The sequence below is a fragment of the Halostella pelagica genome (genome assembly GCF_004762015.1).
GTDB lineage: Archaea > Halobacteriota > Halobacteria > Halobacteriales > Natronoarchaeaceae > Halostella > Halostella pelagica.
On the sequence record NZ_SJES01000001.1, the window covers coordinates 107,325 to 130,100 of the forward strand.

Genomic DNA, 22,776 nt, shown 5'->3' on the forward strand with positions numbered 1-22,776 from the left:
GGATGAGTAAAATGATTCGGTAAACGCCCAGCACCGAACGCCTATCTATCGCCCGAACGACTGTGACAGTATGACACGCGTTGCGCTCATCGCACACGACGACGAGAAACCGGAACTCATCGACCTGGCGACTGAGTACGACGAGACGCTGGAATCGTTCGAACTGATCGCCACCGGGACGACCGGCAAGCGTGTGATCGAGGAAACGGGCCTCGACGTCGAACGGAAGGCGTCGGGTCCGCTCGGGGGCGATATGATGATCGGTGCCGAGGTTGCTGAGGGACGCATCGACGCGATCATCTTTCTGCGAGACCCGCTGACCGCGCAACCTCACGAGCCGGATATCACTGCGTTGCTACGGATCTGCGACGTCCACGACACGCCGCTCGCGACGACGCGCACCTCCGCGGAGTACGTCCTCGACGGTCTGCGGCGGGAGCACAGACAGGGTAGCAACAACTGAAACGATTCATACACTGATCGCCCAGCCGTCGTGCGATCAGATCTCCATCGACTGTCAGTGGCTACCGTAGCGTACCGTTCGGACGACGCCTCCTTTCACGGTCAGATATAAGATCGACCCGTACCGATCACTGGTATGAGTGGTCGAGTTCAGTCGATTCACACTGCGCCAGAGCAAGGGGCCGAACCGGAGTCGCACGGGCGAGCGGAGGCTGTCGCCGACGCCGGCCTCCGAGGCGACCGATATTTCGTCGAAGAAGGCACGTTCGCCGAACGGTCGGGAAGCGACCTGACGCTCATCGAACACGAGGCTCTCGCCGCCGTCGAGCGCGACTACGGGATCGAACTCGAAGCGGGAGTGCACCGGCGAAATATTACCACCGAAGGCGTTCGGCTCAACCACTTCGTAGACCGCAGGTTCCGCGTCGGCGAGGCGGTGTGCGTCGGGACAGAGCTGTGCGAACCGTGCTCGTATCTGGAGCGCCGCCTCGAAACACAGGGCGTCCGCGAGGCGCTCGTTCACCGCGGTGGACTGCGGTGTCGGATCATCGACGGCGGCCGGGTTCGCGTCGGCGACGACGTTCGTCCCCTGTAGCGCGTAACTGTCAAAACCGACGGATAAATGCGAGTAGAGCACCTTCAGGCAACTATGACGGGCCAGATAGTCGGTAGCCTACAGGACCAGGCAACCGTTGCGGAGCGCGTCGACACCGGCGACGCTCCCGATTGGGTCGCCGACCACTGGAACTCGTTCCGGGACGGGCTGTTGGGCGAGCGGAACGGTTCGCCGTTTCCCTGCTTTTTCGGGGTCGAATCAGTCGAAAACGGAGACCCGCTGTACACCGCAGTCCCCTCGACGACTCACAAGGACGCGCTGCTCGGTCTGGGGCGGACGCTGCTCGATTATCTCGATACCTATCAGGACCACAGCGACCGTGCGTCGCTGGTCGCGTTTTTCAGGCCACCTGAACGGGAACTCCGGGAGGCGAAGTATCACGAGCGGCTGTGGCACATCCTGCAGTTTCTCCACGTTCACGACCCGGAACCGTGGCCAGAAGATATCACGACTGACCCCGACGACCCGTACTGGGAGTTCTGCTTCGGCGGCGAGCCGATGTTTCCGACCTGCCGAGCGCCGTTCTACGAGAAGCGAAACAGCCGGTACTGTCCGGTCGGGCTGGAGATCACCTTTCAGCCGCGAGCGCTGTTCGAACAGCTGAACGTAACCCCAGAGACGGAGGCGGGGCGACACGCCAGAGACGTGATCCAGGGCCGTCTCGAAGAGTACGACGGCGTCTGTCCGCACGCCGATCTCGGCGACTGGGGCGTGGAAGGGGACCGCGAATGGCCCCAGTATATGCTGTCAGAGGACTCGGACCAGGCACCGGACGAGTGTCCTATCGACGTCACCCGCGAACATCCGAAGTCGGAGTTGTTGCTCGACCCTGCTCGGCAGTCTGAAGCCGCAACGCTTCCCGGGGGCGACCACTGATGTTCGGGACCAGTGAGCAACCGGTTCTCCTCCTCGTTGATTTCCAGCGGGGGTTCGACGACTCGCAGTGGGGGACGCGCAACAATCCGGACGCCGAAGGAAATGCCGCCCGGTTACTTGAGACGTGGCGCGAGCGCGGACTCCCCGTCGTACACGTCCGCCACGATTCCGCGGAACCGACGTCACCGCTCCGCAGTGACGAACCCGGGTTCCGGTTCAAGCGAGGACTCGAACGGCGCGACGGCGAGGTCGAGTTCGTCAAACGGGTCAACGGCGCGTTCGTCGATACAGGTCTGGAATCGTGGCTACGCGAGCGGGGGTACGAAACGCTCGTCGTCTGCGGGCTGACGACAGACCACTGCGTATCAACGACGACGCGCATGGCGGAGAACCGCGGGTTCGACGTATACCTCGTGCGTGACGCGACGGCCTCGTTCGGGCGGACGCTCGACGGCGAGCGGTTCGACCCGGAAACAGTGCATCGCACCGCCCTCGCGCATTTGCAAGGGGAGTTCGCGTCCGTCACAGAGACCGACGCAGTCGTCGAGGCTGTTTCCGACCGGGAGTAGCGCTTGTCCGAACGTGTCCGCCCGGTCGGATGAACTCGGCCGGCGCTGTTCGGAACAGACCACCCGCTGACAGACGGCGAGTACGGTTATCGGCACGGGCCCGACCACTAAGAGAAAGGGTTTACACGGAGGCCTACATTCTCCGGAGTGATGCAGTACGTCGCGGTCCTCTCGTGGATTGCGGTTTATGTCGCCCTCGGCGTCGCCGTCGGGCGTCCGTTCGTCGCGCTGTACCGGCGACTGTCGAACGACGAAGCAACCGGTCTGGCGCTGAGTGCAGTCGCCGTGGCGGCGCTCTGTTACTGGTTCGGCCTGTCGCTTCTGGCGTGGCCGGCGTTCGTCGCCGCCGTCGGCGTGCTCGCGCTCTGTGCCGGCGTGGCCGCGCGAACGGACGCGCTCGACGACTGGGTACGGCACCTCCAGCCGGCGCTCGTCGGGCTGGCCGTCGTCGCGCTTATCGCCGGACTGACCGGCGCGTGGCCGGACGAGCGCGTCGCCCGCTACTTCCTCCGTCTAGAGACCGGATACATCGCTCGCTGGTACGTCGCGTTCCTCGGCCTCGGCGCGCTCGCGCTCCCGGTCGCCGCGCTCGTGTTCGACCGGTTTGCCGACCGAGGCGCGGGAATCGCTCTCCCGTTCGCCCTGGCGCTCCTCGGCGTGGTCGGCTACTGGGTCGGACACGTCACGTTCGGGCCGGTCGCGCTGGCCGCCGGGATTCTCGTCATCGGGGTCGGCTCCGCGGTGGCATTGCACCGGGGTGTCACTGTAAACTGGGGGGTGTACGGGGAGATAGTCGTCGTTTTCACCCTGGCTTTCGGCCTCCTCGTCGCTCTCCGGGGGGTCAACCCGGTCATCGAACCCGGCGGCGGCGAGAAGTTCCTCGACTTCGGACTGCTGAAGTCGCTCCTCCGGTCGAGCGCGCTCCCGCCGGAGGACATGTGGTTCGCCGGCGAACCGGTGAAATACTACTACGGCGGCCACATGCTCGCCGCGCTACTGACGGAACTAACGGCGACGCCCGCGCGGTACGCGTACAACCTCGCGCTCGCCGGCGTCTACGGGACGCTCGCGGCGACCGTCTACGGACTCGCACGCGCCATCGCGGCTGCACGCGAACGCTCGCCCCGGACCGCCGGTGCGTTCGCCGTCGTCTTCGTCGCGGTGGCGAGTAATCTCTCGACGCCACTCCGACTGCTGGTGTGGAAACTACCGGGAGCGGCCGGAGAGCTGCTCGCCTCGGTCGCCAGTCTAGAGGTCGCCCAGCGCCCGAGCGTCGCCGCCGGCCCGGATTCGTTCTACTACTGGACGGCCAGTCGGATCATCGACCGGCGGGTCGTCGATGGCGACCAGTGGCATTTCATCAACGAGTTCCCCTTCTTCGCCTTCCGCAACGGCGACCTCCACGCGCACATGGTCAGCACGCCGTTCCTGTTGCTGATCGCGGCGCTTTTGTTCCAGTACTGGCTCACCCCGGCCGCGGAGAAACGCCGTCGCCGCGCGCTGGTCTTTCTCGCCGTGCCCGCGTTCGGCGGTCTACTCGCCGTCATCAACACGTGGAGCTTCCCCGCAGTGGGCGGCCTGACGTGGATAGCGCTGACGTTCGCGCCGGCCGACCCGGCGTCGCTACTCCCCCGGCGCGCCGAGGCGGCGGTCGACCGGCTCCGCGGGGGTTCCCCGCTCCGCTCCGAGGGGGTCCGCGTCGGAACGGCCGTCGCCGCGGCCGCCGCCGTCACGGCGCTGGGCGTGCTGTTCGCGCTTCCGTTTTTCACGGGGACCGCGAGCGGTCGGAGCGTCGGCTTCCTCCCAGAGAACCGGAGCAACGCGGCGGGCCTGTTGGTCGTCCACGGGGCGTTTCTCGCAGTCACCGTGACGTACCTGCTCGCCCGTGACGGCATCGAGGACCGGTTACCGACGCTGTTTGCGGTGACCGTCGCCGTCCTCTTTCTCGTCACGGCTCCGTACGAACTGACCGCCGTGGCGCTGTTCGGTCCGGTCTTGCTGGTCGCCTGGATACTGCTTCGAACCGAGAGCGACGTCGGATACGAGACGGCCCTGCTCGTCGGCGCACTGGGTCTGGCGACGCTCGTCGAGTTCGTCTACGTTGTCGAGGAGGCCGGGCCCGGTCGGCTGAACACTGTGTTCAAGATCTACATACAGGTGTGGATACTCTGGGGGACCGCTGCGGGCGTCATGCTCGCCGAACGGGCACCCTTGGTCGCGGCGATCCGGGCTCTGTGGCACCGTGCGGCGACGGCCGTTCCGAGCGCGGGCCGCTCGGCCGGCGGAGCGGCAGAAAAATCGTCAGACGGCGGCAGCCCGACCGTCGAGGTGACGGCCGGCGGCGCGACGGCGTCGCTGCTCGCCGTCGTCCTGCTGGTGTCGCTGTCGCTGTACAGCGGCTTCGTCGTCGATACCCAGTTCGAGAGCGGCACCGAAGACCCCACGCTGGACGGAACGGCGTACGTCGCCGACCACCACGCGAAAGAAGCGGCCGCCATCGCGTGGCTCGACGAGCGGGAGGGTCAGCCCCACATCGTCTCTGCGCCGGGCACGTCCATCTACGAGTGGGCGAACCCCGCGTCGAGTCTCACCGGACTGCCGACCGTCGCCGGCTGGAACCACGAGGTCGGCTATCGCGGCGCGGAACCGTACCGACAGCGCGTTGAGGAGGTCGAGACGATCTACACTGGGTCCGCCGCCGACCGCGCCGCACTCCTCCGGAAGTACGACGTCACGTACATCTACATGGGCCCGGAGGAGCGCCAGCGCTACGGGACGCGGGACCTCCACGAAGACCCGGGAATCACGAAAGCGAAGGAGTACCCGTTCGTCGTCATCTTCCGGGTGGACCAGTCGGAACTGCAAGAGAGCACTGATAGTTCCGTAGCGTAGAGTGTTGCCGCTGTTTCGACCGAGCGAACGGCTCAGACAGAGAGGTCGCTTTTGGCTTTCACGACGTCTAACGCCTCGGATTCGATCCGTTCGACGTCGAGCCAGTGGGGGATGTAATCGCGCGTCTCGAAGGCCTCTCGCTCGTCCTCGGTTCCGATGATACACCAGATCTGCGGTTCTTCGGGACCGTGCCACTCGCCCTGCCGGTTGATCTGAAAGACGATCTGCTCCTCGCCGTCGTACTCGATGATGGCGTCCTTGCGGATCCCCGGGTCACCCGACACGATGAGTCGCTTCATGCGCACGTGTTCGGAGGATATCCCATTAAGCGCTTCGAAGGGGCGCAATTGTAGGAGCGTTTCCAATTCGTCACACTCCAGACCACACGCAATCGTGCTATCAGTGCGTGAAAACGCGACTGTACGCCCGACACCTGACGGCGACGTGACCGCACGTCTGCACCGTTGGCCGACACGAACCAAACGGGTTTTAAACGACGCTCCGTAACTGCCCGTAAGGTAGATATCTATGGAGATGCCTCGACGTTTCAACACGTATTGCCCGCACTGTAACGAACACAACGAACACGAAGTCGAGAAGGTCCGAGGCGGCCGTTCCACCGGTATGAAGTGGGACGACCGGAAGCAGAAGGAAGGCGAGAAAGGGATCGGGAACCGCGGTCGGTTCTCGAAAGTCCCCGGTGGGGACAAGCCCACGAAGAAGACGGACCTGAAGTACCGCTGCGGCGACTGCGGCCAGGCCCACCTCCGCGAGGGATGGCGCGCCGGACGACTCGAACTTACCGACTAAACCATGCCAGGAAGCTTCCACACCGTACGATGCCCGGACTGCGAGAACGAACAGACCGTCTTCGAGAAGGCCTCGACCGAAGTGTCGTGTGCCGTCTGCGGTCACACGCTCGCACGGCCGACCGGCGGGAAGGCCAACTACGAGGGCGAGGTCGTCGACACCGTCGAGCACCGCGAGTCGAGCAGCAAGTCGGACGCTGACGAGGCGGTCGAAGCACGATGAAGTTCAGCGGCTGGCCCGAAAACGGGGAGCTCGTCGTCGGCAAGATAGACGAGATAGAAGACTTCGGTGTCTTCGTCGACCTCGAGGAGTACGAGGACAAGCGCGGTCTCATCCACATCAGCGAAGTCGCAAGCGGGTGGATCAAGAACGTCCGCGACCACGTCCGAGAGGGCCAGACCGTCGTCTGCAAAGTGCTTGACGTCGACACGGAATCCCAGCAGATCGACCTGTCCCTGAAAGACGTCAACGACCACCAGCACTCCGACAAGATACAGGAGTGGAAAAACGAGCAGAAGGCCGACAACTGGATGGAACTGGCCTTCGGCGAGGACATCGACGACGAGACGTACGGCGCTATCGCCAACGAACTGCTCGCAGCTCACGGCAGCCTCTATCAGGGCTTCGAGCAGGCCGCCATCCACGGCGAGGAGGCGCTCGAAGAGACCGACCTCAGCGACGACGAACTGGACGCGATAGTCGAGACGGCGCGGGAGAACGTCTCCGTCCCCTACGTCAAGGTGACGGGGTACGTCGACCTCGAGTGTCCCGACGGCGACGGCGTTGACGCCATCAAGGAGAGTCTCCAGGCCGCCGAAGGGAACGGAGAGGTCCCCGACGAGGTCGACCTCGAAGTCACCTACGTCGGCGCGCCGGAGTACCGCATCCGCGTTCAGGCCCCGAACTACAACACGGCCGAGGACCAGCTAGAGGCGAGCGCACAGCGCGCCGCCGACAGAGTGTCCGAGTTCGGCGGCACGGGTAGCTTCCACCGCGAGCGTCGCTCCGACGACGAATGAGGTCCGACATCCGGGTGTGTTCGACCTGGGAGACCGAACACGACCGCCCGGTGTACACGCTCTCCGAAACCTGTCCCGACTGCGGAGCAGACGCGGTGAACTCCGCGCCAGCGCCGTTCAGTCCCGAAGACCGGTACGGCGAGTACCGACGCGCTCTTAAGCGGCGCGCCCGCGAGTAAGCCGTATGGACGAACTCGATATCGAGACGGTCGACGAGGTCGAACTATCGGACCCCGTACTCGTCGAAGGGCTGCCCGGCGTCGGGCACGTCGGCAAACTCGCCGCCGAGCATCTTCTCGAAGAGCTCGATAGTACGCTCGTCAGGCAGGTGTACTCCGAACATTTCCCACCGCAAGTCGACATCGACGAGGCGGGCATCGCCGAACTGACCTGCGCCGAGTTCCACGCCATCGAAGTCGGGAACGCGTCGGAGACGCAGGCGGACGATGGTGACGGCGATATCGGGGGCCGGGACCTTCTCGTACTCACCGGCGACCACCAGGCGCAGGACAACATCGGTCACTATCGGCTGTCGTCGGCGTTTCTCGACATCGCCGACGAGTTCGGCGTCTCCGAACTGTTCGCGCTCGGCGGCGTCCCGACCGGCGAACTCATCGAGGAGTACGACGTCCTCGGCGCGGCGGCCAACGAGGACCTGAAAGACGACCTCGAAGGGGTCGGTGTCGAGTTCCGAGAGGACGAACCCGCCGGCGGTATCGTCGGCGTTTCCGGCCTGCTGCTCGGACTGGGCCGTCGCCGCGAGTTCGACGCCGCCTGCCTGATGGGCGAGACGAGCGGCTACCTCGTCGACCCGAAGAGCGCCCGGGCCGTCCTCGAAACGCTCGAAGAACTCCTCGGATTCGAACTCGACTACGAAACGTTAGAGGAGCGCGCCGACGAGATGGAGGAAGTCATCAGCAAGATCCAGGAGATGGAACAACAGCAGTCGATGGACGTCCCGACCGACGAGGACCTCCGGTACATCGGATAGAGCGCCGTTCGCGACGGTCGCAGCCGCCGTTTCTCAGATCCCGATTATCTGTCGCCCCAGCTCTAACCCGGCCTGGGGGACGCGATACAGTATCAGCCCGGCAGCGACGAGTTCGACGCCTGTCACGATCACCGTCGCTATCTCCGCGTGGTCGCTGCTGACGGCGACGCCCGTCGGGAGGCCGTACTCCTTCGTGTACGGGTAGAAGAAGGCGATGCCGCGCTTGCTGCCTGCGAGGTCTAACACGTAGTGCGTGAGGATGCCGATCCAGACGAACTCCAGATTTCCGAAGAAGTACGGAAAGGCGACGAACCCGCCGAGCACAGGGAGGTTGTGCAGTGTCTTGCGGTGTTTTCCGAACGCCGTGTCGACGTCGGGGAAGAGCGCACCGAGTACGACCGGGATGCCGACCTCGACGATAGTGATAAACGTCCGCTCGTCGCCGATCGGTTCGAGCAGGTAGCCGAGACCGATGCTGAGAAGTATCGCGTTCAGTACGTGTCCTCGCTTGTTCATGACGGTACCCGGAGAGTCACAACCGGACGGGCACAAACGTTTCCCTTACTCGACGGATCTGCCGCCCGCTCCGTCGAGTTCCGCGGACAGGTCCGCGAGCGTTTGCTCGACGGTCGACTCGCGGACCGCCGCGCGGTCGCCGTCGAACCGGTGGCGCGTCGCGGTGGCGTACGAGGTTTCCGTCCCCCACTCACCCGCGTAGGCGACGCCGACGTACACCGTCCCGACGGGAGTTTCCTCGGTTCCGCCGGTCGGGCCGGCGACGCCGGTCGTCGAGAGGCCCCAGGTCGCATCGGTCTTATCGCGGACACCGCGGGCCATCTCGCGGGCGACCCGCCCGCTGACCGCGCCGCGTTCGTCCAGTGATTCGCGTGAAACGCCCAGCAAGTGCCGTTTCGCGTCGTACGCGTACGCGACGATTCCGCCCTCGAAGTAGTCGCTTGCGCCGGGGACGGCTGTCAGCGCCGCGCCGACGAGACCGCCCGTACACGACTCCGCCGTCGCGACGGTGTGGTCGGCCTCGCGCAGGCGGTCGCCCAGGCGTTGCTCGATCGACTGCTCGCTCATGCGTGAGTGGTCGGCGGGCGGGCAGTTAAACGGTGTCCCGGTCGGTGTACGTCCATCGCTCGACGATAGTCCCCTGACCGTCGAACCGATGGAAATCCGCGAATCCGAATTCGACGGTGTCCCCGCCCTGTTCTCCCTCGAACCGCCCGCGGACGGCGACTATATCGCCATCGGGAACGACAGCGTGAACGTCGTGGGTCCCGTTTTCCAGCGCTCGCTCGTCGAGGTAGAACCGTCGGAACTCCTCCATCCCCTCGATCGGTTCGTTCCCGGGACGGTCGTATCTGATGTCGTCCGCGAACAGCGAGAATAGGTCCTCGTACGCTTCGTCGTCGACGTAGCGGTAGTACTCTCGGACGCGCTCCGGCCGTGCGTTTCCCATGGTCCGACAGTCGACTGCGGAGGGTAAAGATTCCACGGACGGCCCCAGACCGTGGGTTCTCGGTGTCTCAGTTACTCGGCGGAAATCGACGGCGTCGTCGTCTCGACGGCGTTGATCCGTTCCTCGGCGTACTCCTCGGCGGCGTCGAGCACCGTCGTTTCGCGCGCCTCCGCCCGTTCGATCATCTCCGACAGACGGTCGCCGATAGCGGCCGCCTCCTCGTACGCTTCCTCGCGCGTGCCGCCGAAGTGGTCCTTGGCCACGGTGATTAGCCCGCCCGCGTTGATGACGTAGTCGGGGGCGTACAGGATATCCAGATCCCGGAGGTCGCTCGCGTGTCGTCGTTCGGCGAGGACGTTGTTCGCAGCGCCGGCGACGATGTCGCAGTCGAGTTGCGGGATCGTCTCGTCGTTGACGACGCCACCGATCGCACAGGGGGCGAAGATATCACACGACTGTTCGTACACCGCGTCGGATGCGACCGTATCCACGTCGTGTGAGTCCGCGAACGCCTCGACGTTCTCGCTGTCGATGTCCGAGACGGTCACCGACGCGCCGTCTTCGAGCAACGCCTCGGCGAGCGAGCGGCCCACTTTCCCGAGACCCTGAACCACGACGTCGAGGTCGGCCGTCGTCTCCGTTCCGTAGACGTGTTCCGCGCAGGCACGGATCCCGTGGAACACGCCGTGTGCCGTGATCGGCGAGGCGGTGCCGAGACCGTCGCTCGCGCCGACGACGTGGTCCGTCGTTCGCGCGACGACGTCCATGTCCTCGACCGTCGTGTTGACGTCGACGGAGGTGAGGTAGCGACCGCCCATGCAGTCGACGGCCCGGCCGTACGCTTCGAGGAGGTCCTCGGTCTTTATCTCGTCGGGGTCGCCGATGACCACCGCTTTCGCGCCGCCCAGCGGGAGGTCCGCGGCGGCAGCCTTGTAGGTCATCGCCTCCGAGAGTCGCAATACGTCGGTTAGCGCGTCCTCCTCGGTGTCGTAATCGAGGATCCGTGTCCCGCCGAGACCCGGCCCCAGGGTCGTGTCGTGAACGGCGATGATGCACTGTAATCCCGTCTCAGGGTCTGAGAAATACGACACCTGTTCGTGGCCGGCGTCGCCGATCGAATCAAATACCATATCATATAATCGTTTTGCTTACCGTAAAAATTCTACCGACTTCAGTCGTCTCTCAGATGCGTTCCGGCGATCGTTACTGGGGGGTTCCGCAAGCGGTTTGTCGCCTCTTGGCCTGTATCGAACTATGAACCCGTCGGAGGTGGCATGATCGCTATGGAGTACGAAACGCCGCTGTTTTTCCACATCATGCAGTACGCCGCGGACGCGGAGGCGAGCGACCGGACGTGGACGGCCGCGGGCGATGCCGCGGCCGCCGACGTCATCGACATGGTGAGCGGGAATCCCGACTGGGAGCCGCCCGCGGCGCTCCGCGAGGGCCTGCACGAGTACGCCGACCTGAGCGGCGACCGGTTCCAGTACCCGCCGAGCGAAGGCCTGCGGGAGTTGCGAGAGGAGGTCGCCGCCAGGCGGAACGTCGACGTGGAACAGGTGGTCATCACCAACGGCGCGGGCGAGGCCAACTACCTCGCGATGGCCGCCGCGCTCGAAGTCGCGGACGGGGACGAAGTCCTGCTCACGGACCCGGTGTACCCGTACTACCCCGGCAAGACGACGATGCTCGGCGGGGACGCGACGTACGTGCCGGCGGACGAGGACGGCACCCTCGACCCCGAGGCCGTGCGCGAACGGGCGGGCGAGGAGACGGCGATGATCCTGGTCAACTCGCCGAACAACCCGACTGGGAGCGTCTACGACGCCGAGACGATGGGCGAACTCGTCGACATCGCCGAGGCGGTCGACGCGACGCTGATCAGTGACGAGGTGTACGACCACTTCGACTACTCGGGCGAGTTCACCACGGCGCTCGATTACGACTCCGACCGCCGCATCGTCACTAACGCCTTCTCGAAGTCGATGGCGATCACCGGGTTCCGGGTCGGTTACGCCGTGTTCCCGCACGATATGGTCGATCGGGCCAAGGGACGGCACATGCTTGTCAACGTCGCCGGGAGTCGTCCCGCTCAGTACGCCGTCCTCCACGCCCTCCGGGAAACCCCCGCGGAGTACTACGCCGAGAACCGCCGCACGCTCGAAGGACGGATAGGGACGTTCACCGCGGCGCTCGACGAGGCGGGTGCCGACTACACCCGTCCGGACGGTGCGTTCTACGTCATGGCTCGGTTCGACGGCTTCCCCGGAACGGTCGACAACGTGAAACGCCTGATAGACGAGGCGGGTGTGGCGGGGATGCCCGGTGAGACGTTCGGCACGCGCCGCGAGGAGTGGATCCGCTTCGCGCTGGTCACGCCACACGTCGAGGCGGCCGCGGAGCGACTCGCCGAGTACTTCGACTGAGAGGAACTGCTGGAAACCAGTTCGGTAGTTCGCCGACCCGGCGTCGGCGAATACCGGTACACAGTTCGAACGGCCCTTTGAGAGGGTCGCTCCGATTAGACTGCCTTTGCGCGGAGAGAGGCAAGGTTGTCGGCGGCGTCCTCGGCCGCGTTAGCGACCTCGTCCATCGTCACGACGAGTTCGCGGACCGCTAGCGCTTCGGCCGTGGTCCCGCCGTCGAACGCCCGCCGGATCAGATCGTACTTGGTCGCGTCGCAGTCGCGTTCCAACCGCCGGACGGCGGAGAGCGTGTCTTCAACGTCAGCGACCGAGTTTTTCTCGAACTCCGTCTCGTCGGGTTCGTCGAAGACGGACCCCTCGAACACCGCGGCGAGGTGCCGCGTGGCGTCGTGTGCCTGCCACGACATCTGCCGGAGGCCCGCGAGGACGGCGTCGTCGAGGTCGGGCCGCATCGCCGACAGTTCCTTCGCGACCGTCTCGGCCGTGGAGACGACGCGGTCCGCCGCGACGACTACCTCCACGAGGCCACCGGAGAACAGGTAGGGTCGGGCGAACGACGGCGGCATCTCGTCTGTGACGGACCGCCTGATGTCGGCCACGAGTTCGTCGCACCGCGACTCCAGGCGACACAGGCGATCGACCGCCCGGTCGAACGCCGCCGGGTCGGTGCCGTACGTTTCGGCCGCGGTCCGGAGCAGGTCCGTACCGTCGACCAGTGCGCTCAGGAATTCGGTGACGGTGTCTGCAAGTGCGTCGGCGTGGACGGTCTCAGCCATCACACGAAAGAGCGGCCGGCACGTACCTCGTCGTTTATATTATCAGTCCGGGCCGCACCGGTTGGGAATAGTTGACATCCAAGCCGTCACCGTGACAACGCTTAAGCCCCCGTCCTCGCTGGTTGTATCCGATGCCTGACCCGATCGTAGTGGCGCTTCTGGCGCTCGTTCTCCTCGTCGGTCTGGCCGGTCTCGGCCTCGCGTACCGGACGCACGGTCGACTGGGAGACGTTGCTGAGGCCGACCGGATCGACGAACTGGAAACCCGCATCGCCGACGCGGAGGCGGCCGCGTCCGACGCCGCAGAGACCGACGAATCGCTCGACGCGGTTCGGTCGGCGGTCGACGAGCTGTCGGCGAGCACCGCGGACTTCGACGACGTGGCGGACCGGATCGACGACCTCGAAGCCGAGATGTCACGGGTCGACGACGTGGCGGCGGACGTCGAGCGCATGGACGACCTGTCCGACCGCCTCGCCGACGTCGACGACGGATTCGACGCGTTACGCGAGCGCTTCGACGGATTTGAACAGCGGTTCGACGAGGCGGAGAGGCGGTTCGACGAAATTGACGGACGACTCGGTGATGTGGAAAGCCAGTACGACGAGATCAACGGGCGACTCGGCGAGATGGATGCCCGATTCGACGATGTCGACGAGCGCCTGACGACCGCGGACGACACCGCCGACAGGGTCGCCGACGTGGAGACGGAACTGGCGTCGCTGTCCGATTCAGTGCCCGACGCGACTGCGCTGGGAGAGCGTATTGACGACCTGAACGCGCGTGTCGACGAGGTCAGCGAGGAAGTTGCCGACGTCGACACGGCCGATGCAGACCGTCTCGCCGCGATAGAGGACCGACTCGACGGACTGGCCGACGAGGTCGCGGCCGTCGGGGAATCCGAAAGCGACGGCACCGGCGATGACGCGCTCGATGACCGCCTCTCTGCCGTCGAGGCCGAACTCTCCGCGCTCGACGACCGCTTCGGAGAGGTCGAATCCGCGGTCGCGGAGGCGGAGACCCGACTGGCGACGCTCGACGGGGCGGTAGACGACGTGCGCGAAACCGTCGCCGACGAAACCGCGGCGGTCCGGAACGAGGTCGACACGGTCGCGGACACCGTCGACGAGACGACCGAGCGCGTCGACGCTACCGCCGAACGCGTAGACGGCGTGTCCGACACTGCGAGCGAGGTTTCCGAGCGGATGGACACCGTCTCCGGTCGCGTGGACGACCTCTCCGGCGACGTGGCCGAGGTGACAGATGCCGTGGGCGAAGTGAGCGGCGACGTGGACGAACTCTCAGGTGACGTCGACACGGTGACGGACGCCGTGGATGACCTCTCTGGCGACGTTGACGGCGTGTCCGGGCGCGTAGACGAGACGGCGGACCGCGTCGGGGACCTGACCGACCGGATCGCCGCACTGGAAGAGACCGTCGCCACCGTCGAGGAGAGGGTTGTCGCGGTCGAGGACCGCGTCGGCAACGCGGACGACGAGCGGAGCGTGGCCTCGCTGGCCCCGACCGTCGAGCGCGTCGCGGAGGAGGTTACGGCGCTCGACGACCGACTCGACGAGTTGGAACCGGCCGCGGAAACGGGAGGCGGCGAGTCGGACGCCATCGACCCGGAGCAACTCGACCGCATGGAGAAGACGCTGCTCGAACTCGACACAGAAGTGTCCGCGCTGGGCAATCGCCTCGACGACGTGGAGGCTCGGACCGACGAGACAGCGGCCGAGAGCGTCGATGAGGACGAGCCAGAGAACGACCTGGACGAACAGTTCCAGCAGTTGCTGGAAGAGAGCGACGACGAGAACCCGCTCTCCGGGTCCGGCGGGCCGACGGTAAAGCGGGAGTCGGACCTGGACGAGTAACCGGGAAGTACACAAGCGTTCGACGGCTACCGCCCGGTATGAGTTCTATCGACGTGGAGCCCGTCGACGACGTCGAGGAGGAGGGCGGCGACGTCCGCGAACGCGAGGACGCGACCGCCAGGACGCTCGACCCGGACGCCGACTACGTACTGTACGGCGGTAAGGGGGGCGTCGGGAAGACCACGATGGCCGCGGCGACGGCGCTGGCGAGCGCTCGCGGCGGTACGACGACGCTCGTCGTCTCGACGGATCCCGCGCACTCGCTTTCGGACACCTACGAGGCCGATGTCCCGTCTCGACCGGCGCGGATCCGCGACGACGTGCCGCTGTACGCCGCGGAGATAGACCCCGACACCGCCATCGAGGACGGAACCGCGGCGTTCGCCGGCGGCGCGGGAGGGGACCAACCGCTGGGCGGACTGGGCGAGATGCTGGGCGGAGAGGGCGGCCCGATGGAGTCGCTGATGGGCGGCGCAATGCCCGGCGCGGACGAGGCGGCGGCGATGCAGACCCTTATCGAGTATCTGGACGACGAGCGCTTCGACCGCGTCGTGGTCGACACCGCGCCGACGGGCCACACGCTCCGACTGCTCGAACTGCCCGAGGTGATGGACACGATGGTCGGCCGGATGCTCTCGCTCCGCGAACGTCTGGGCGGGATGATGGACGGCGTCAAGGGAATGTTCGGCGCTGGCGGCGTCGAGGAGGAAGACGTCGAGAACGGCGTGGACGACCTCCGAAAGCTATCGGAGCGGATCGAACGACTGCGCGCGACGCTTCGGGACCCGGAGCAGACCGATTTCCGCGTCGTGATGGTTCCGGAGGAGATGAGCGTCTTCGAGTCCGAGCGCCTGCTGGCACAGTTAGACGAGTTCCAGATCCCCGTCGGAACCGTCGTCGTCAACAAGGTGATGGAAGACCTCGCTGACGTGACGAGCGAGGTGGACGCCGCGCAGTTCGTCTCGCCGGACCTCGACTCCTGCGAGTTCTGCCAGCGCCGCTGGGACGTTCAACAGGACGCGCTCGCCTCGGCACAGGACGTGTTCCGCGGCCACGACATCAAGCGCGTTCCGCTGTTCGCGGACGAAGTTCGCGGAGAGGAGATGCTGCGTATCGTCGCGGCCTGCCTGGACTAGCAGTGGGCCGGTAGAACGACCAGTTACTCGACGACCAGCACCCGCAGGTCGTTCAGGTTCGTCCCGGTCGCCCCCGTCACGAGAAGCGCATCGCGGGCATCGAGATACGGATAGGCGTCGTTCCCGGCGAGGGCCGCCCGCGCGGACGCCGCGTCCTCAACCGTCGCCTCGTCGACGAGCGCGCCGGCCGCATCCGTCGCCCCGTCGCTCCCGTCGGTGTCGACTGCGGCGACAGCGATTCCGCTCTCGCTCTGGGCAGTCGCGACACTGTCGAGTTCCAGCGCCGCGCTGACGGCGAACTCCTGGTTCGGACCGCCCTCGCCGTCACCCCGGACCGTCACCGTGGTTTCGCCGCCAGAGAGGATCGCGGCCGGCGGTTCGACGGGATCGCCGGTCGCCAGCGCCTCCTCCGCGATAGCGACGTGGGTCTTTGCCGCCTCTCTGGCCTCGCCGCGGACCCGGGAGGAGAGAACGAGCGCCCCGTAGCCACGCTCTCTCGCGGCGTCGCGGGCCGCGTCGAGCACCGTCGTCCCGTCCGCGATACCGTGGTTCGTCACGCCGGCGAACAGCGGGTCGTCAGGGCCGGGCGTCTCGGCGGTGTCGCCCGCCGCTCCGCGTTCCAGGCGGGAGGTGACCGCCGTCGGAGCGTCGACGTCGTAACGCGCCAGCACGGACAGCGCCTCCTCGAACGTGGATCCGTCGGGCGAGGTCGGGCCGCTCGCGACGACGCTCGAGTCGTCGCCGACCACGTCGCTCAAGATCAGCGACACGACAGTCGCCGGGGCGGCGCGGCGGGCCAACTGGCCGCCCTTGATCTGCGAGATGTGCTTGCGGACGGCGTTTATCTCGCTGATCGTCGCGCCGCTGTCGAGCAACGCGTCGGTGACGGACCGGAGGTCCGCCAGCGAGACGGCTTCGGCGGGCGCGGGCAGGAGCGCACTGCCGCCGCCGGTGACGGCGACCAGAACGAACGTCGCCTCGTCGGCCTCGTCGGCCAGCGCACACACTTCTCGTGCGGCCTCCACGCCGCGTTCGCTCGGGACGGGATGGTCGCCCTCGCGGACCGTCACGGACTCGGTCCCAGTCGGGTCGTCCGTCACGACGACGCCGCGGTCGATGCGGTCGCCGAGTGTCGTTTCGAGCGCCGCCGCGACGTGCGCAGCGGCGTTGCCGCCGCCGAGAACGACCACTTCGTCGTACTCGCCGATGTCGTACGTTTCGTCGGCGACCCGTAGCGCGTCGCCGTCCAGCGAAACCGCGTCGCTGACGACGGTGGCGGGGTGGCCCGCCTCGATTCCCGCCTCGACGCAGTCGAGAGCGAGGTCGCGAGCCTCCGTCGTCGCCAGACCGTCGCGTCCGCGGATCGCGGGTCGGTCGCCGCCCCCGCTCACGACCGCACTCCGGCCAGTTTCGAAACGAGGCGGTACGCGGCGTCGCGCCACTTGGCCGGCAAGACGCCGGCGTACGCGAAGAAGTTCGCGAACGGCCCGACAGGGTACCGCGCCGCCGGTTCGGTCGAGCTCGCGGCGTTGAGGATCACTTCCGCGACGCGCCGCGGCGGCACCGCTGCCGGGCCGCCGCCGCCGATCGCCGCCGTGTCGTCGAGGATCCGATAGAGGGAGTCGTACGCGCTGGTTCGATCCAGTGTGTCCACTTCGTCCTCGACGCGTTTGGAGAAGTTCGTCTCGACCGGACCGGGTTCGACAAGCACTACGTCGACGTCGAATGACGATACCTCGGCTCGGAGCGCGTCACTCATCGCCTCCAGTGCGAACTTCGACCCGCAGTAGACGCCGTTTCCGGGGTACGAGACGCGGCCGGCGAGGCTGGAGAGGTTGACGATGGTGCCGTCGCCTTGCTCTCGCATGTGGGGGAGCACCTGCCGGGCAAGCCGGTGCGGGCCGTACACGTTCACGTCGAACTGGCTGTGAACGTCCTCGACCGAGACGTCCTCGACCGGCCCCATCTGTGCGTATCCGGCGTTGTTCACCAGACAGTCGATGCGACCCCAGTCGTCTATTATCTCCTCGACGACGGCCGCTATCTGGTCGTCGTCGGTCACGTCGAGGGCGGCCGTCTGGCACCCGGCCTCGGCCAGGTCCGTCACGTCCGTGATGTCTCGCGACGTGGCGTACACTCGCCAACCCTCGTCCAGAAAGACCTTCGCCGTTGCCCGTCCGATTCCGGACGAACACCCGGTGATGAGCACGGTTTCCTCCCGCGTGATGGACTCGTCGACGACTGCGTCGGACTCGTCTACGTCCTCGCTTGCCATGGACGGAGTGTCTATCGGAAAACAGTAAAACTAGGCGGTTTCTGTGGCGCTCGGCCCGGTTGTTCGCGACAGTGCCGTTCGCGTGGCCGCTCCCGGTCCCGTTCCGTCCCCCTCGACGCAGCACATTGCTGACCGCTCACCGAACCTCGTCTTTGACCTCGTCGGCGTACTTGTCGGCCAGTCGCGTCGGTTCCGGAAGTTTGTACTCGCCGCCAACCCCTTCGACGAAGTCGGCGGCCGTTTCGGCGCTGACCCGGTGTCCCGGGCTGACGTACAGCGGATTGATCGACGCGTTTCCGGACTCGTACTGGCGGGACTGGACGGCGTAGCCGACGACCGTACCGTCGGGCGCATCGACGTTCCCGTCGGCCTCGACGGCGACACGGGTCCCCTCCGGAAGGCCGTCGAGTGGTCCGCGCGGCGTGCCACAGAGCAGACTCTTTGCGACGCCGACGCTCGGCAGGTCGAGCATCACCCCGATGTGCGTGGCGAGGCCGGCCTGCCGGAAGTGGATCCGGCCGCTACCGTCGAACAGCGCGAGGTCGGGAGTGACGGACAGTTCCTCGAAGGCGGCGAGGATCGACCGGCCTTCGCGGAAGGAGAGCAGACCAGGGATGTACGGGATTTCAAGCGGCGTCGCGGCGTACGCACGCTCTATGACCTCGCCGCCGCGGAGGGCGACGACGGCGCTGACCGCGCGCTCGTCGAGGAACGCCTGGTCGACGCCGACGACGACAGGTGGCTCCTGTCCGGCGGTCGCCAGCGGCCCCTCGGTGATAGTCGCCGGGTCGAACGGTAGGTCGTCCGCGAAGACGGCGGCGTCAGCGATGTCGCGCTGGAGGGCTTCCATCTCCTCACGGGAGAGCGATGCGTCGGGGACGAACTCGGGGCGAACTGGAGTCATCGTGGGTCAGAACGGGCCGCGACCGCCGCCGCGGCCGGGACCGCCCGGCCCCCCCGGCCCGCCGCCGCCGAACCGCATCCGACTCGGCTGTGTCACACCTTTGCCCTTGACGTGCTGGCCGTACGTCAGGCCGATCGCCAGGCCGACGAGGTGCGCTGCGTTCGCCACGTTCGCGCCGGCGAGACTCGGTCCGACGATGCCGAGAACGCTGATGAGCGCGTAGCCGCCCGTGATCACCCAGATCGGGACGGGGATAAGGAAGTAGAGGTAGACGCGCATGTCCGGGTTCAGGATGGTCAACACGCCCATGATGGCGAGACCGGCACCGCTCGCGCCGAGAACCGCCGTCGGCGTGCTCTGTACGATCCCGAGTCCGACCTGAGCCATGCCGGCGGCGATGCCGCTCACGATGAACAGCAGGGTGAAATCCCTGGAACCGACGTAGCGCTCCACGTGCTGGCCGAAGAAGTAGATCACGATGCTGTTGACCGCGATGTGGTAGAGGCCGCCGTGAGAGAGGATCGAGGTGAACCAGGTCCAGACGTACTCGGGGTGTTGGGAGGTGAGCGTGAATATCGACCGATAGAGTTCGAACTCTTCGGTACCCCGGATCCAGACTGCCGGTCCGAGCATCGCTTCCGTGATCTTCTGGGCTGCGAACATGATCCACATCAGCCCCAGGAAGACGAACGTCATGTTGCCCCGGAAGTAGCTCATCGGGCCGCCGACACCGGTGTTCAGACCGAGTCGGTCGGTGATACTTTTCGAGCCACCGCTCTGGCCCCCCACGCTGTCGTCGAAACCGCTGTCGAAGACGCCGTCCGGATCGCCCCAGTCGTTCAGGCCCGGACAGCCGTGATTCTCCGGCAGGCGGTGGTCGGCGCAGTACGTCCCACCGCAGTGCCGGCAGTTATACGGCATGTTTTCGTCTTTACCACACTGATCACACGTCGCCATTGTGGAGGGGTTAGTCCGGGCCGACAAAAGGGGTTTGGGTACGGCCGAAACGTAGGTTTTTGCCGGTCGCGGCCCCTACGCCAACGTGTGAAAGAGTTCGAGCGTAAACAGCTCCTCGCGACGGTCGACCGCGAGGGAGCGACCGTCGGCGCGGACATTCCGGACCGCATCGCGGTCCAGGGCGAGGAGATAGACCTCCGCGAGTTCGTCTTCGAGATCAAACGCCGCGAGACGATCCCGGCGGGCGAGCGCGAGCGTGTCGACCGCGCGAAGAAGAACCTCCGGCGCGAGCGACTGCAGCGAAAGCAGCGCCTCGAAGACGAGGATATATCCTACGAAGAGGGAGAGCGACTCGTCGAGAGCATCATCGGTATCGACCGGGCGCTGAACGCCCTCGAAAGCCTCTCGCCGACCGACCTCGAACAGGAAGAGGAGACGAAGGAGATGGCCGACCGGAAACGCTGGATGAACTTCCTCAAGCAGGCGTTAGGGCAGAAAGATCCCAACACGCGACGGAGTAACCTATGAGAAACGACGAGATAGCCGCCCGCTTCGAGGAGATGGCGGACCTGCTCGAAGCCAGAGACGTGGAGTACAAGCCCCGCGCCTACCGGCGAGGCGCGGAGAACATCCGAAACCATCCGCGACCCGTCGCGGAACTGGCCGCCGAGGGGTCCGACGCGGTACAGGAGATCGAGGGCGTCGGCGAAGCCCTCGCCGACAAGGTCGTCGAGTACGGGGAGACGGGCAGCATCGAGGAACTAGACGAACTACGCGACGAACTCCCCGTCGAGATGAACGCACTGACGCGCGTCGAGGGCGTCGGGCCGAAAACCGTCGGAACGCTCTACGAGGCCCTTGGCGTACAGACGCTCGACGACCTCGAACGCGCGGCGAGCGAGGTCGGGATACGCGAGGTGAGCGGATTCGGCGAGAAGACCGAACAGAACATCCTGAACGGCATCGACTTCGCCCGGTCGGCGACCGAGCGCCAGCGGGTCGGCGACGCGCGACCGCTCGCCGACGAGGTGCTCGAACTTCTCAGAGACCACGAGGCGACCGGCCGGTGCGAGGTCGCCGGGTCGATCCGACGCTGGAAGGAAACTATCGGTGACGTGGACGTGTTGGTCGCAAGCGAGGACGACCAGCGCGTGGTCGACGCGTTCGTCGACTGGCCCCGCGCCAGCGAGGTCATCGAGGCCGGGTCGATCAAGGCGAGCGTCCGCGCCGAGGGCGTTCGGATCGACCTCCGTGTCGTCGACCCGGCGGAGTTCGGAAGCGCACTCCAGTATTTTACCGGGAGCAAGGAACACAACGTCCGCCTGCGGAACTACGCGATCGACCGCGGCCTGAAACTCAACGAGTACGGGGCGTTCGATATCTCCCAGACCGAGGACGACTCCGACCAGCGAGCGGGCGAACGCGTCGCCGGCGAGACGGAGGAGGGGATGTACGAGTCGCTCGGCCTCCCCTGGATACCGCCGGAACTCCGCGAAGACCGCGGCGAGATAGAGGTTGCGGCGGCAGGTGACCTCCCGGACCTCGTCACCGTCGGCGACGTTCGCGGTGACCTGCACACGCATACGAACTGGTCCGACGGGGCAAACACCGTCGACGAGATGGTCGAGGCGGCCGCCGCGCGCGGCTACGAGTACCACTGCGTCACCGACCACGCCACCGGCGCGGGGATGGTCGGTGGCGTCGGCCTCTCAGATGAGGAACTGCGCGAGCAGATGGCCGAGATCCGGGACGTCGCGGCGGACGCAGAGATAGACGTGCTAGCAGGCGTCGAAGCGAACATCGACGCGGACGGCCGGATCAGCGTCGCGGACGACGTACTCGCGGACCTGGACCTCGTCGTCGCGTCGCCCCACAGCGCGCTCGACCAGGCGAAACCGGCCGCGACGGACCGGATCGTGGCCGCGATCGAACACCCCTCCGTCGACGTGATCGGGCACCCCAGCGGACGGATGATAAACCGCAGAAGCGGCATCGAGTTCGACGTGCCCGCCGTCGTCGAAGCGGCCGCTGAGAACGGCGTTGCGCTCGAAGTGAACAGCAACCCCGCGCGCCTCGACCTGTGGGACGCCGCGGTCAAGCAGGCTGTCGACGCCGGCGCGACTGTCGCGGTCAGCACGGACGCCCACAGTCCCGGCGAGTTCGGCCTGGTCCGCTACGGCGTCCACACCGCCCGTCGCGGATGGGCCGAACCTGGGGACGTGCTCAACGCACGCGATGCGGACGGTCTGCGCGAGTTCCTGGACTGACGCGACGCCGGATCCGATCAACTATGCGACTCGCTCTCGACGTGATGTGTGGCGGTCTCAGGTCCTATCTCCGGATGTGCGGACACGATACGGCCTACGCTCTCGACCGCGGTATCGAGTGCGACGACCGGTTACTCGCGCTTGCCCGGGCGGAGGAGCGAACGCTCGTCACTCGCGATGTCACGCTTGCGGAACGCGCCGGCGACTCCCTCCTGCTTCGCGAGACGGCCGTCGAGAAACAGTTGTGCGAACTAGACGCGGCGGGCGTCGACCTCGCGCTCACGGACGTGCCGGAGCGGTGCGGCCGGTGTAACGGTCGTCTCGAACGAGTCGAGGACGACACTCCCGAGTACGCGCCGCCCCCGGACGAAGAGCGCGTCTGGCAGTGTACGGTCTGTAGCCAGTGCTTCTGGAAAGGGAGCCACTGGGATCGAGTCGAGAACACGCTGGCGTCGCTGTAG

The 22,776-nt window shown here is 66.3% G+C and carries 26 protein-coding genes; 16 read left to right on the plus strand and 10 right to left on the minus strand.

Annotated features, from left to right (window positions below):
• The first annotated feature begins 70 nt into the window (after positions 1 to 70).
• From EYW42_RS00600 to EYW42_RS00620, 5 genes are all read left to right on the plus strand, one after another.
• Positions 71 to 463, plus strand: a complete 393-nt coding sequence (locus tag EYW42_RS00600; RefSeq protein ID WP_135533320.1) for a methylglyoxal synthase — start codon at positions 71 to 73, stop codon at positions 461 to 463.
• Positions 464 to 598: 135 nt separating this feature from the next.
• Positions 599 to 1,057, plus strand: coding sequence for an MOSC domain-containing protein (locus EYW42_RS00605; protein ID WP_135533321.1), 459 nt, complete (start codon positions 599 to 601; stop codon positions 1,055 to 1,057).
• 54 nt (positions 1,058 to 1,111) lie between these two features.
• Entirely contained in the window at positions 1,112 to 1,954 is an 843-nt protein-coding gene (locus tag EYW42_RS00610; protein WP_135533322.1) for a YqcI/YcgG family protein, read from the plus strand.
• On the plus strand, positions 1,954 to 2,523 hold the full coding sequence (locus tag EYW42_RS00615) for a cysteine hydrolase family protein (RefSeq protein WP_135533323.1): 570 nt from the start codon (positions 1,954 to 1,956) through the stop codon (positions 2,521 to 2,523). The genes EYW42_RS00610 and EYW42_RS00615 overlap by 1 nt, the downstream gene beginning before the upstream one ends.
• Before the next feature lie 150 nt (positions 2,524 to 2,673).
• Positions 2,674 to 5,415: a DUF2298 domain-containing protein gene (locus EYW42_RS00620; RefSeq protein WP_135533324.1), complete on the plus strand. Its 2,742-nt coding sequence runs from the start codon at positions 2,674 to 2,676 to the stop codon at positions 5,413 to 5,415.
• A gap of 32 nt (positions 5,416 to 5,447) precedes the next feature.
• Here EYW42_RS00620 and EYW42_RS00625 read toward each other — a convergent pair whose 3' ends face one another.
• Positions 5,448 to 5,714 carry an HAH_0734 family protein gene (locus EYW42_RS00625; protein ID WP_135533325.1) on the minus strand — a complete coding sequence of 89 codons (267 nt, stop codon included), beginning with the start codon at positions 5,712 to 5,714 and terminating at the stop codon, positions 5,448 to 5,450.
• Between the two features lie 229 nt (positions 5,715 to 5,943).
• Here EYW42_RS00625 and EYW42_RS00630 point away from each other — a divergent pair, with 229 nt between their 5' ends.
• The 5 genes from EYW42_RS00630 to EYW42_RS00650 are packed head-to-tail and all read left to right on the plus strand — an operon-like array spanning position 5,944 to position 8,235.
• Positions 5,944 to 6,225, plus strand: coding sequence for a 50S ribosomal protein L44e (locus tag EYW42_RS00630; protein WP_135533326.1), 282 nt, complete (start codon positions 5,944 to 5,946; stop codon positions 6,223 to 6,225).
• Positions 6,226 to 6,228: 3 nt separating this feature from the next.
• Positions 6,229 to 6,447 (plus strand): 30S ribosomal protein S27e, encoded by a 219-nt coding sequence (locus tag EYW42_RS00635; RefSeq protein WP_135533327.1) that lies wholly within the window; start codon positions 6,229 to 6,231, stop codon positions 6,445 to 6,447.
• Entirely contained in the window at positions 6,444 to 7,244 is an 801-nt protein-coding gene (locus EYW42_RS00640; RefSeq protein WP_135533328.1) for a translation initiation factor IF-2 subunit alpha, read from the plus strand. The genes EYW42_RS00635 and EYW42_RS00640 overlap by 4 nt, the downstream gene beginning before the upstream one ends.
• Positions 7,241 to 7,423, plus strand: coding sequence for an RNA-protein complex protein Nop10 (locus tag EYW42_RS00645; protein ID WP_135533329.1), 183 nt, complete (start codon positions 7,241 to 7,243; stop codon positions 7,421 to 7,423). Before EYW42_RS00640 ends, EYW42_RS00645 begins: the two co-directional genes overlap by 4 nt.
• Positions 7,424 to 7,428: 5 nt before the next feature.
• Positions 7,429 to 8,235, plus strand: coding sequence for a proteasome assembly chaperone family protein (locus EYW42_RS00650; RefSeq protein WP_135533330.1), 807 nt, complete (start codon positions 7,429 to 7,431; stop codon positions 8,233 to 8,235).
• A 33-nt stretch (positions 8,236 to 8,268) separates the two neighbouring features.
• Here EYW42_RS00650 and EYW42_RS00655 read toward each other — a convergent pair whose 3' ends face one another.
• The 4 genes from EYW42_RS00655 to EYW42_RS00670 form a co-directional block, all read right to left on the minus strand.
• Positions 8,269 to 8,751, minus strand: coding sequence for a metal-dependent hydrolase (locus EYW42_RS00655; protein ID WP_135533331.1), 483 nt, complete (start codon positions 8,749 to 8,751; stop codon positions 8,269 to 8,271).
• A 45-nt stretch (positions 8,752 to 8,796) separates the two neighbouring features.
• The gene (locus EYW42_RS00660; protein ID WP_135533332.1) at positions 8,797 to 9,318 is read right to left on the minus strand and encodes a CinA family protein; all 522 of its coding nucleotides are present in this window, start codon (positions 9,316 to 9,318) and stop codon (positions 8,797 to 8,799) included.
• A gap of 25 nt (positions 9,319 to 9,343) precedes the next feature.
• On the minus strand, positions 9,344 to 9,700 hold the full coding sequence (locus EYW42_RS00665) for a nuclear transport factor 2 family protein (protein WP_135533333.1): 357 nt from the start codon (positions 9,698 to 9,700) through the stop codon (positions 9,344 to 9,346).
• A 71-nt stretch (positions 9,701 to 9,771) separates the two neighbouring features.
• Positions 9,772 to 10,830: a Leu/Phe/Val dehydrogenase gene (locus EYW42_RS00670; RefSeq protein ID WP_135533334.1), complete on the minus strand. Its 1,059-nt coding sequence runs from the start codon at positions 10,828 to 10,830 to the stop codon at positions 9,772 to 9,774.
• Positions 10,831 to 10,983: 153 nt separating this feature from the next.
• Here EYW42_RS00670 and EYW42_RS00675 point away from each other — a divergent pair, with 153 nt between their 5' ends.
• Positions 10,984 to 12,126, plus strand: a complete 1,143-nt coding sequence (locus EYW42_RS00675) for a pyridoxal phosphate-dependent aminotransferase (RefSeq protein WP_135533335.1) — start codon at positions 10,984 to 10,986, stop codon at positions 12,124 to 12,126.
• Positions 12,127 to 12,221: 95 nt separating this feature from the next.
• On the opposite strand, the gene EYW42_RS00680 is transcribed toward EYW42_RS00675, so the two are convergent.
• The gene (locus EYW42_RS00680) at positions 12,222 to 12,902 is read right to left on the minus strand and encodes a DUF47 family protein (RefSeq protein WP_135533336.1); all 681 of its coding nucleotides are present in this window, start codon (positions 12,900 to 12,902) and stop codon (positions 12,222 to 12,224) included.
• A 131-nt stretch (positions 12,903 to 13,033) separates the two neighbouring features.
• Here EYW42_RS00680 and EYW42_RS00685 point away from each other — a divergent pair, with 131 nt between their 5' ends.
• The gene (locus EYW42_RS00685) at positions 13,034 to 14,776 is read left to right on the plus strand and encodes a septation ring formation regulator EzrA (RefSeq protein WP_135533337.1); all 1,743 of its coding nucleotides are present in this window, start codon (positions 13,034 to 13,036) and stop codon (positions 14,774 to 14,776) included.
• Positions 14,777 to 14,814: 38 nt separating this feature from the next.
• The gene (locus EYW42_RS00690) at positions 14,815 to 15,912 is read left to right on the plus strand and encodes an ArsA family ATPase (RefSeq protein WP_135533338.1); all 1,098 of its coding nucleotides are present in this window, start codon (positions 14,815 to 14,817) and stop codon (positions 15,910 to 15,912) included.
• Between the two features lie 23 nt (positions 15,913 to 15,935).
• On the opposite strand, the gene EYW42_RS00695 is transcribed toward EYW42_RS00690, so the two are convergent.
• From EYW42_RS00695 to EYW42_RS00710, 4 genes are all read right to left on the minus strand, one after another.
• Positions 15,936 to 17,303 (minus strand): glycerate kinase type-2 family protein, encoded by a 1,368-nt coding sequence (locus tag EYW42_RS00695; protein ID WP_237561253.1) that lies wholly within the window; start codon positions 17,301 to 17,303, stop codon positions 15,936 to 15,938.
• Positions 17,300 to 18,187, minus strand: coding sequence for an SDR family oxidoreductase (locus tag EYW42_RS00700; RefSeq protein ID WP_135533339.1), 888 nt, complete (start codon positions 18,185 to 18,187; stop codon positions 17,300 to 17,302). Before EYW42_RS00700 ends, EYW42_RS00695 begins: the two co-directional genes overlap by 4 nt.
• 136 nt (positions 18,188 to 18,323) lie before the next feature.
• Positions 18,324 to 19,091 carry an endonuclease V gene (locus EYW42_RS00705; protein WP_135533340.1) on the minus strand — a complete coding sequence of 256 codons (768 nt, stop codon included), beginning with the start codon at positions 19,089 to 19,091 and terminating at the stop codon, positions 18,324 to 18,326.
• A 6-nt stretch (positions 19,092 to 19,097) separates the two neighbouring features.
• Positions 19,098 to 20,048, minus strand: coding sequence for a rhomboid family intramembrane serine protease (locus EYW42_RS00710; protein WP_135533341.1), 951 nt, complete (start codon positions 20,046 to 20,048; stop codon positions 19,098 to 19,100).
• Positions 20,049 to 20,135: 87 nt separating this feature from the next.
• Between EYW42_RS00710 and EYW42_RS00715 the strand changes: the two genes are divergently transcribed.
• From EYW42_RS00715 to EYW42_RS00725, 3 genes are read left to right on the plus strand one after another with little or no spacing between them, the layout of a single operon-like run.
• Positions 20,136 to 20,576, plus strand: a complete 441-nt coding sequence (locus EYW42_RS00715) for a DUF5788 family protein (protein ID WP_135533342.1) — start codon at positions 20,136 to 20,138, stop codon at positions 20,574 to 20,576.
• Positions 20,573 to 22,315, plus strand: a complete 1,743-nt coding sequence (polX, locus tag EYW42_RS00720; RefSeq protein WP_135533343.1) for a DNA polymerase/3'-5' exonuclease PolX — start codon at positions 20,573 to 20,575, stop codon at positions 22,313 to 22,315. The genes EYW42_RS00715 and polX overlap by 4 nt, the downstream gene beginning before the upstream one ends.
• 23 nt (positions 22,316 to 22,338) lie before the next feature.
• Positions 22,339 to 22,776: a Mut7-C RNAse domain-containing protein gene (locus tag EYW42_RS00725; protein ID WP_135533344.1), complete on the plus strand. Its 438-nt coding sequence runs from the start codon at positions 22,339 to 22,341 to the stop codon at positions 22,774 to 22,776.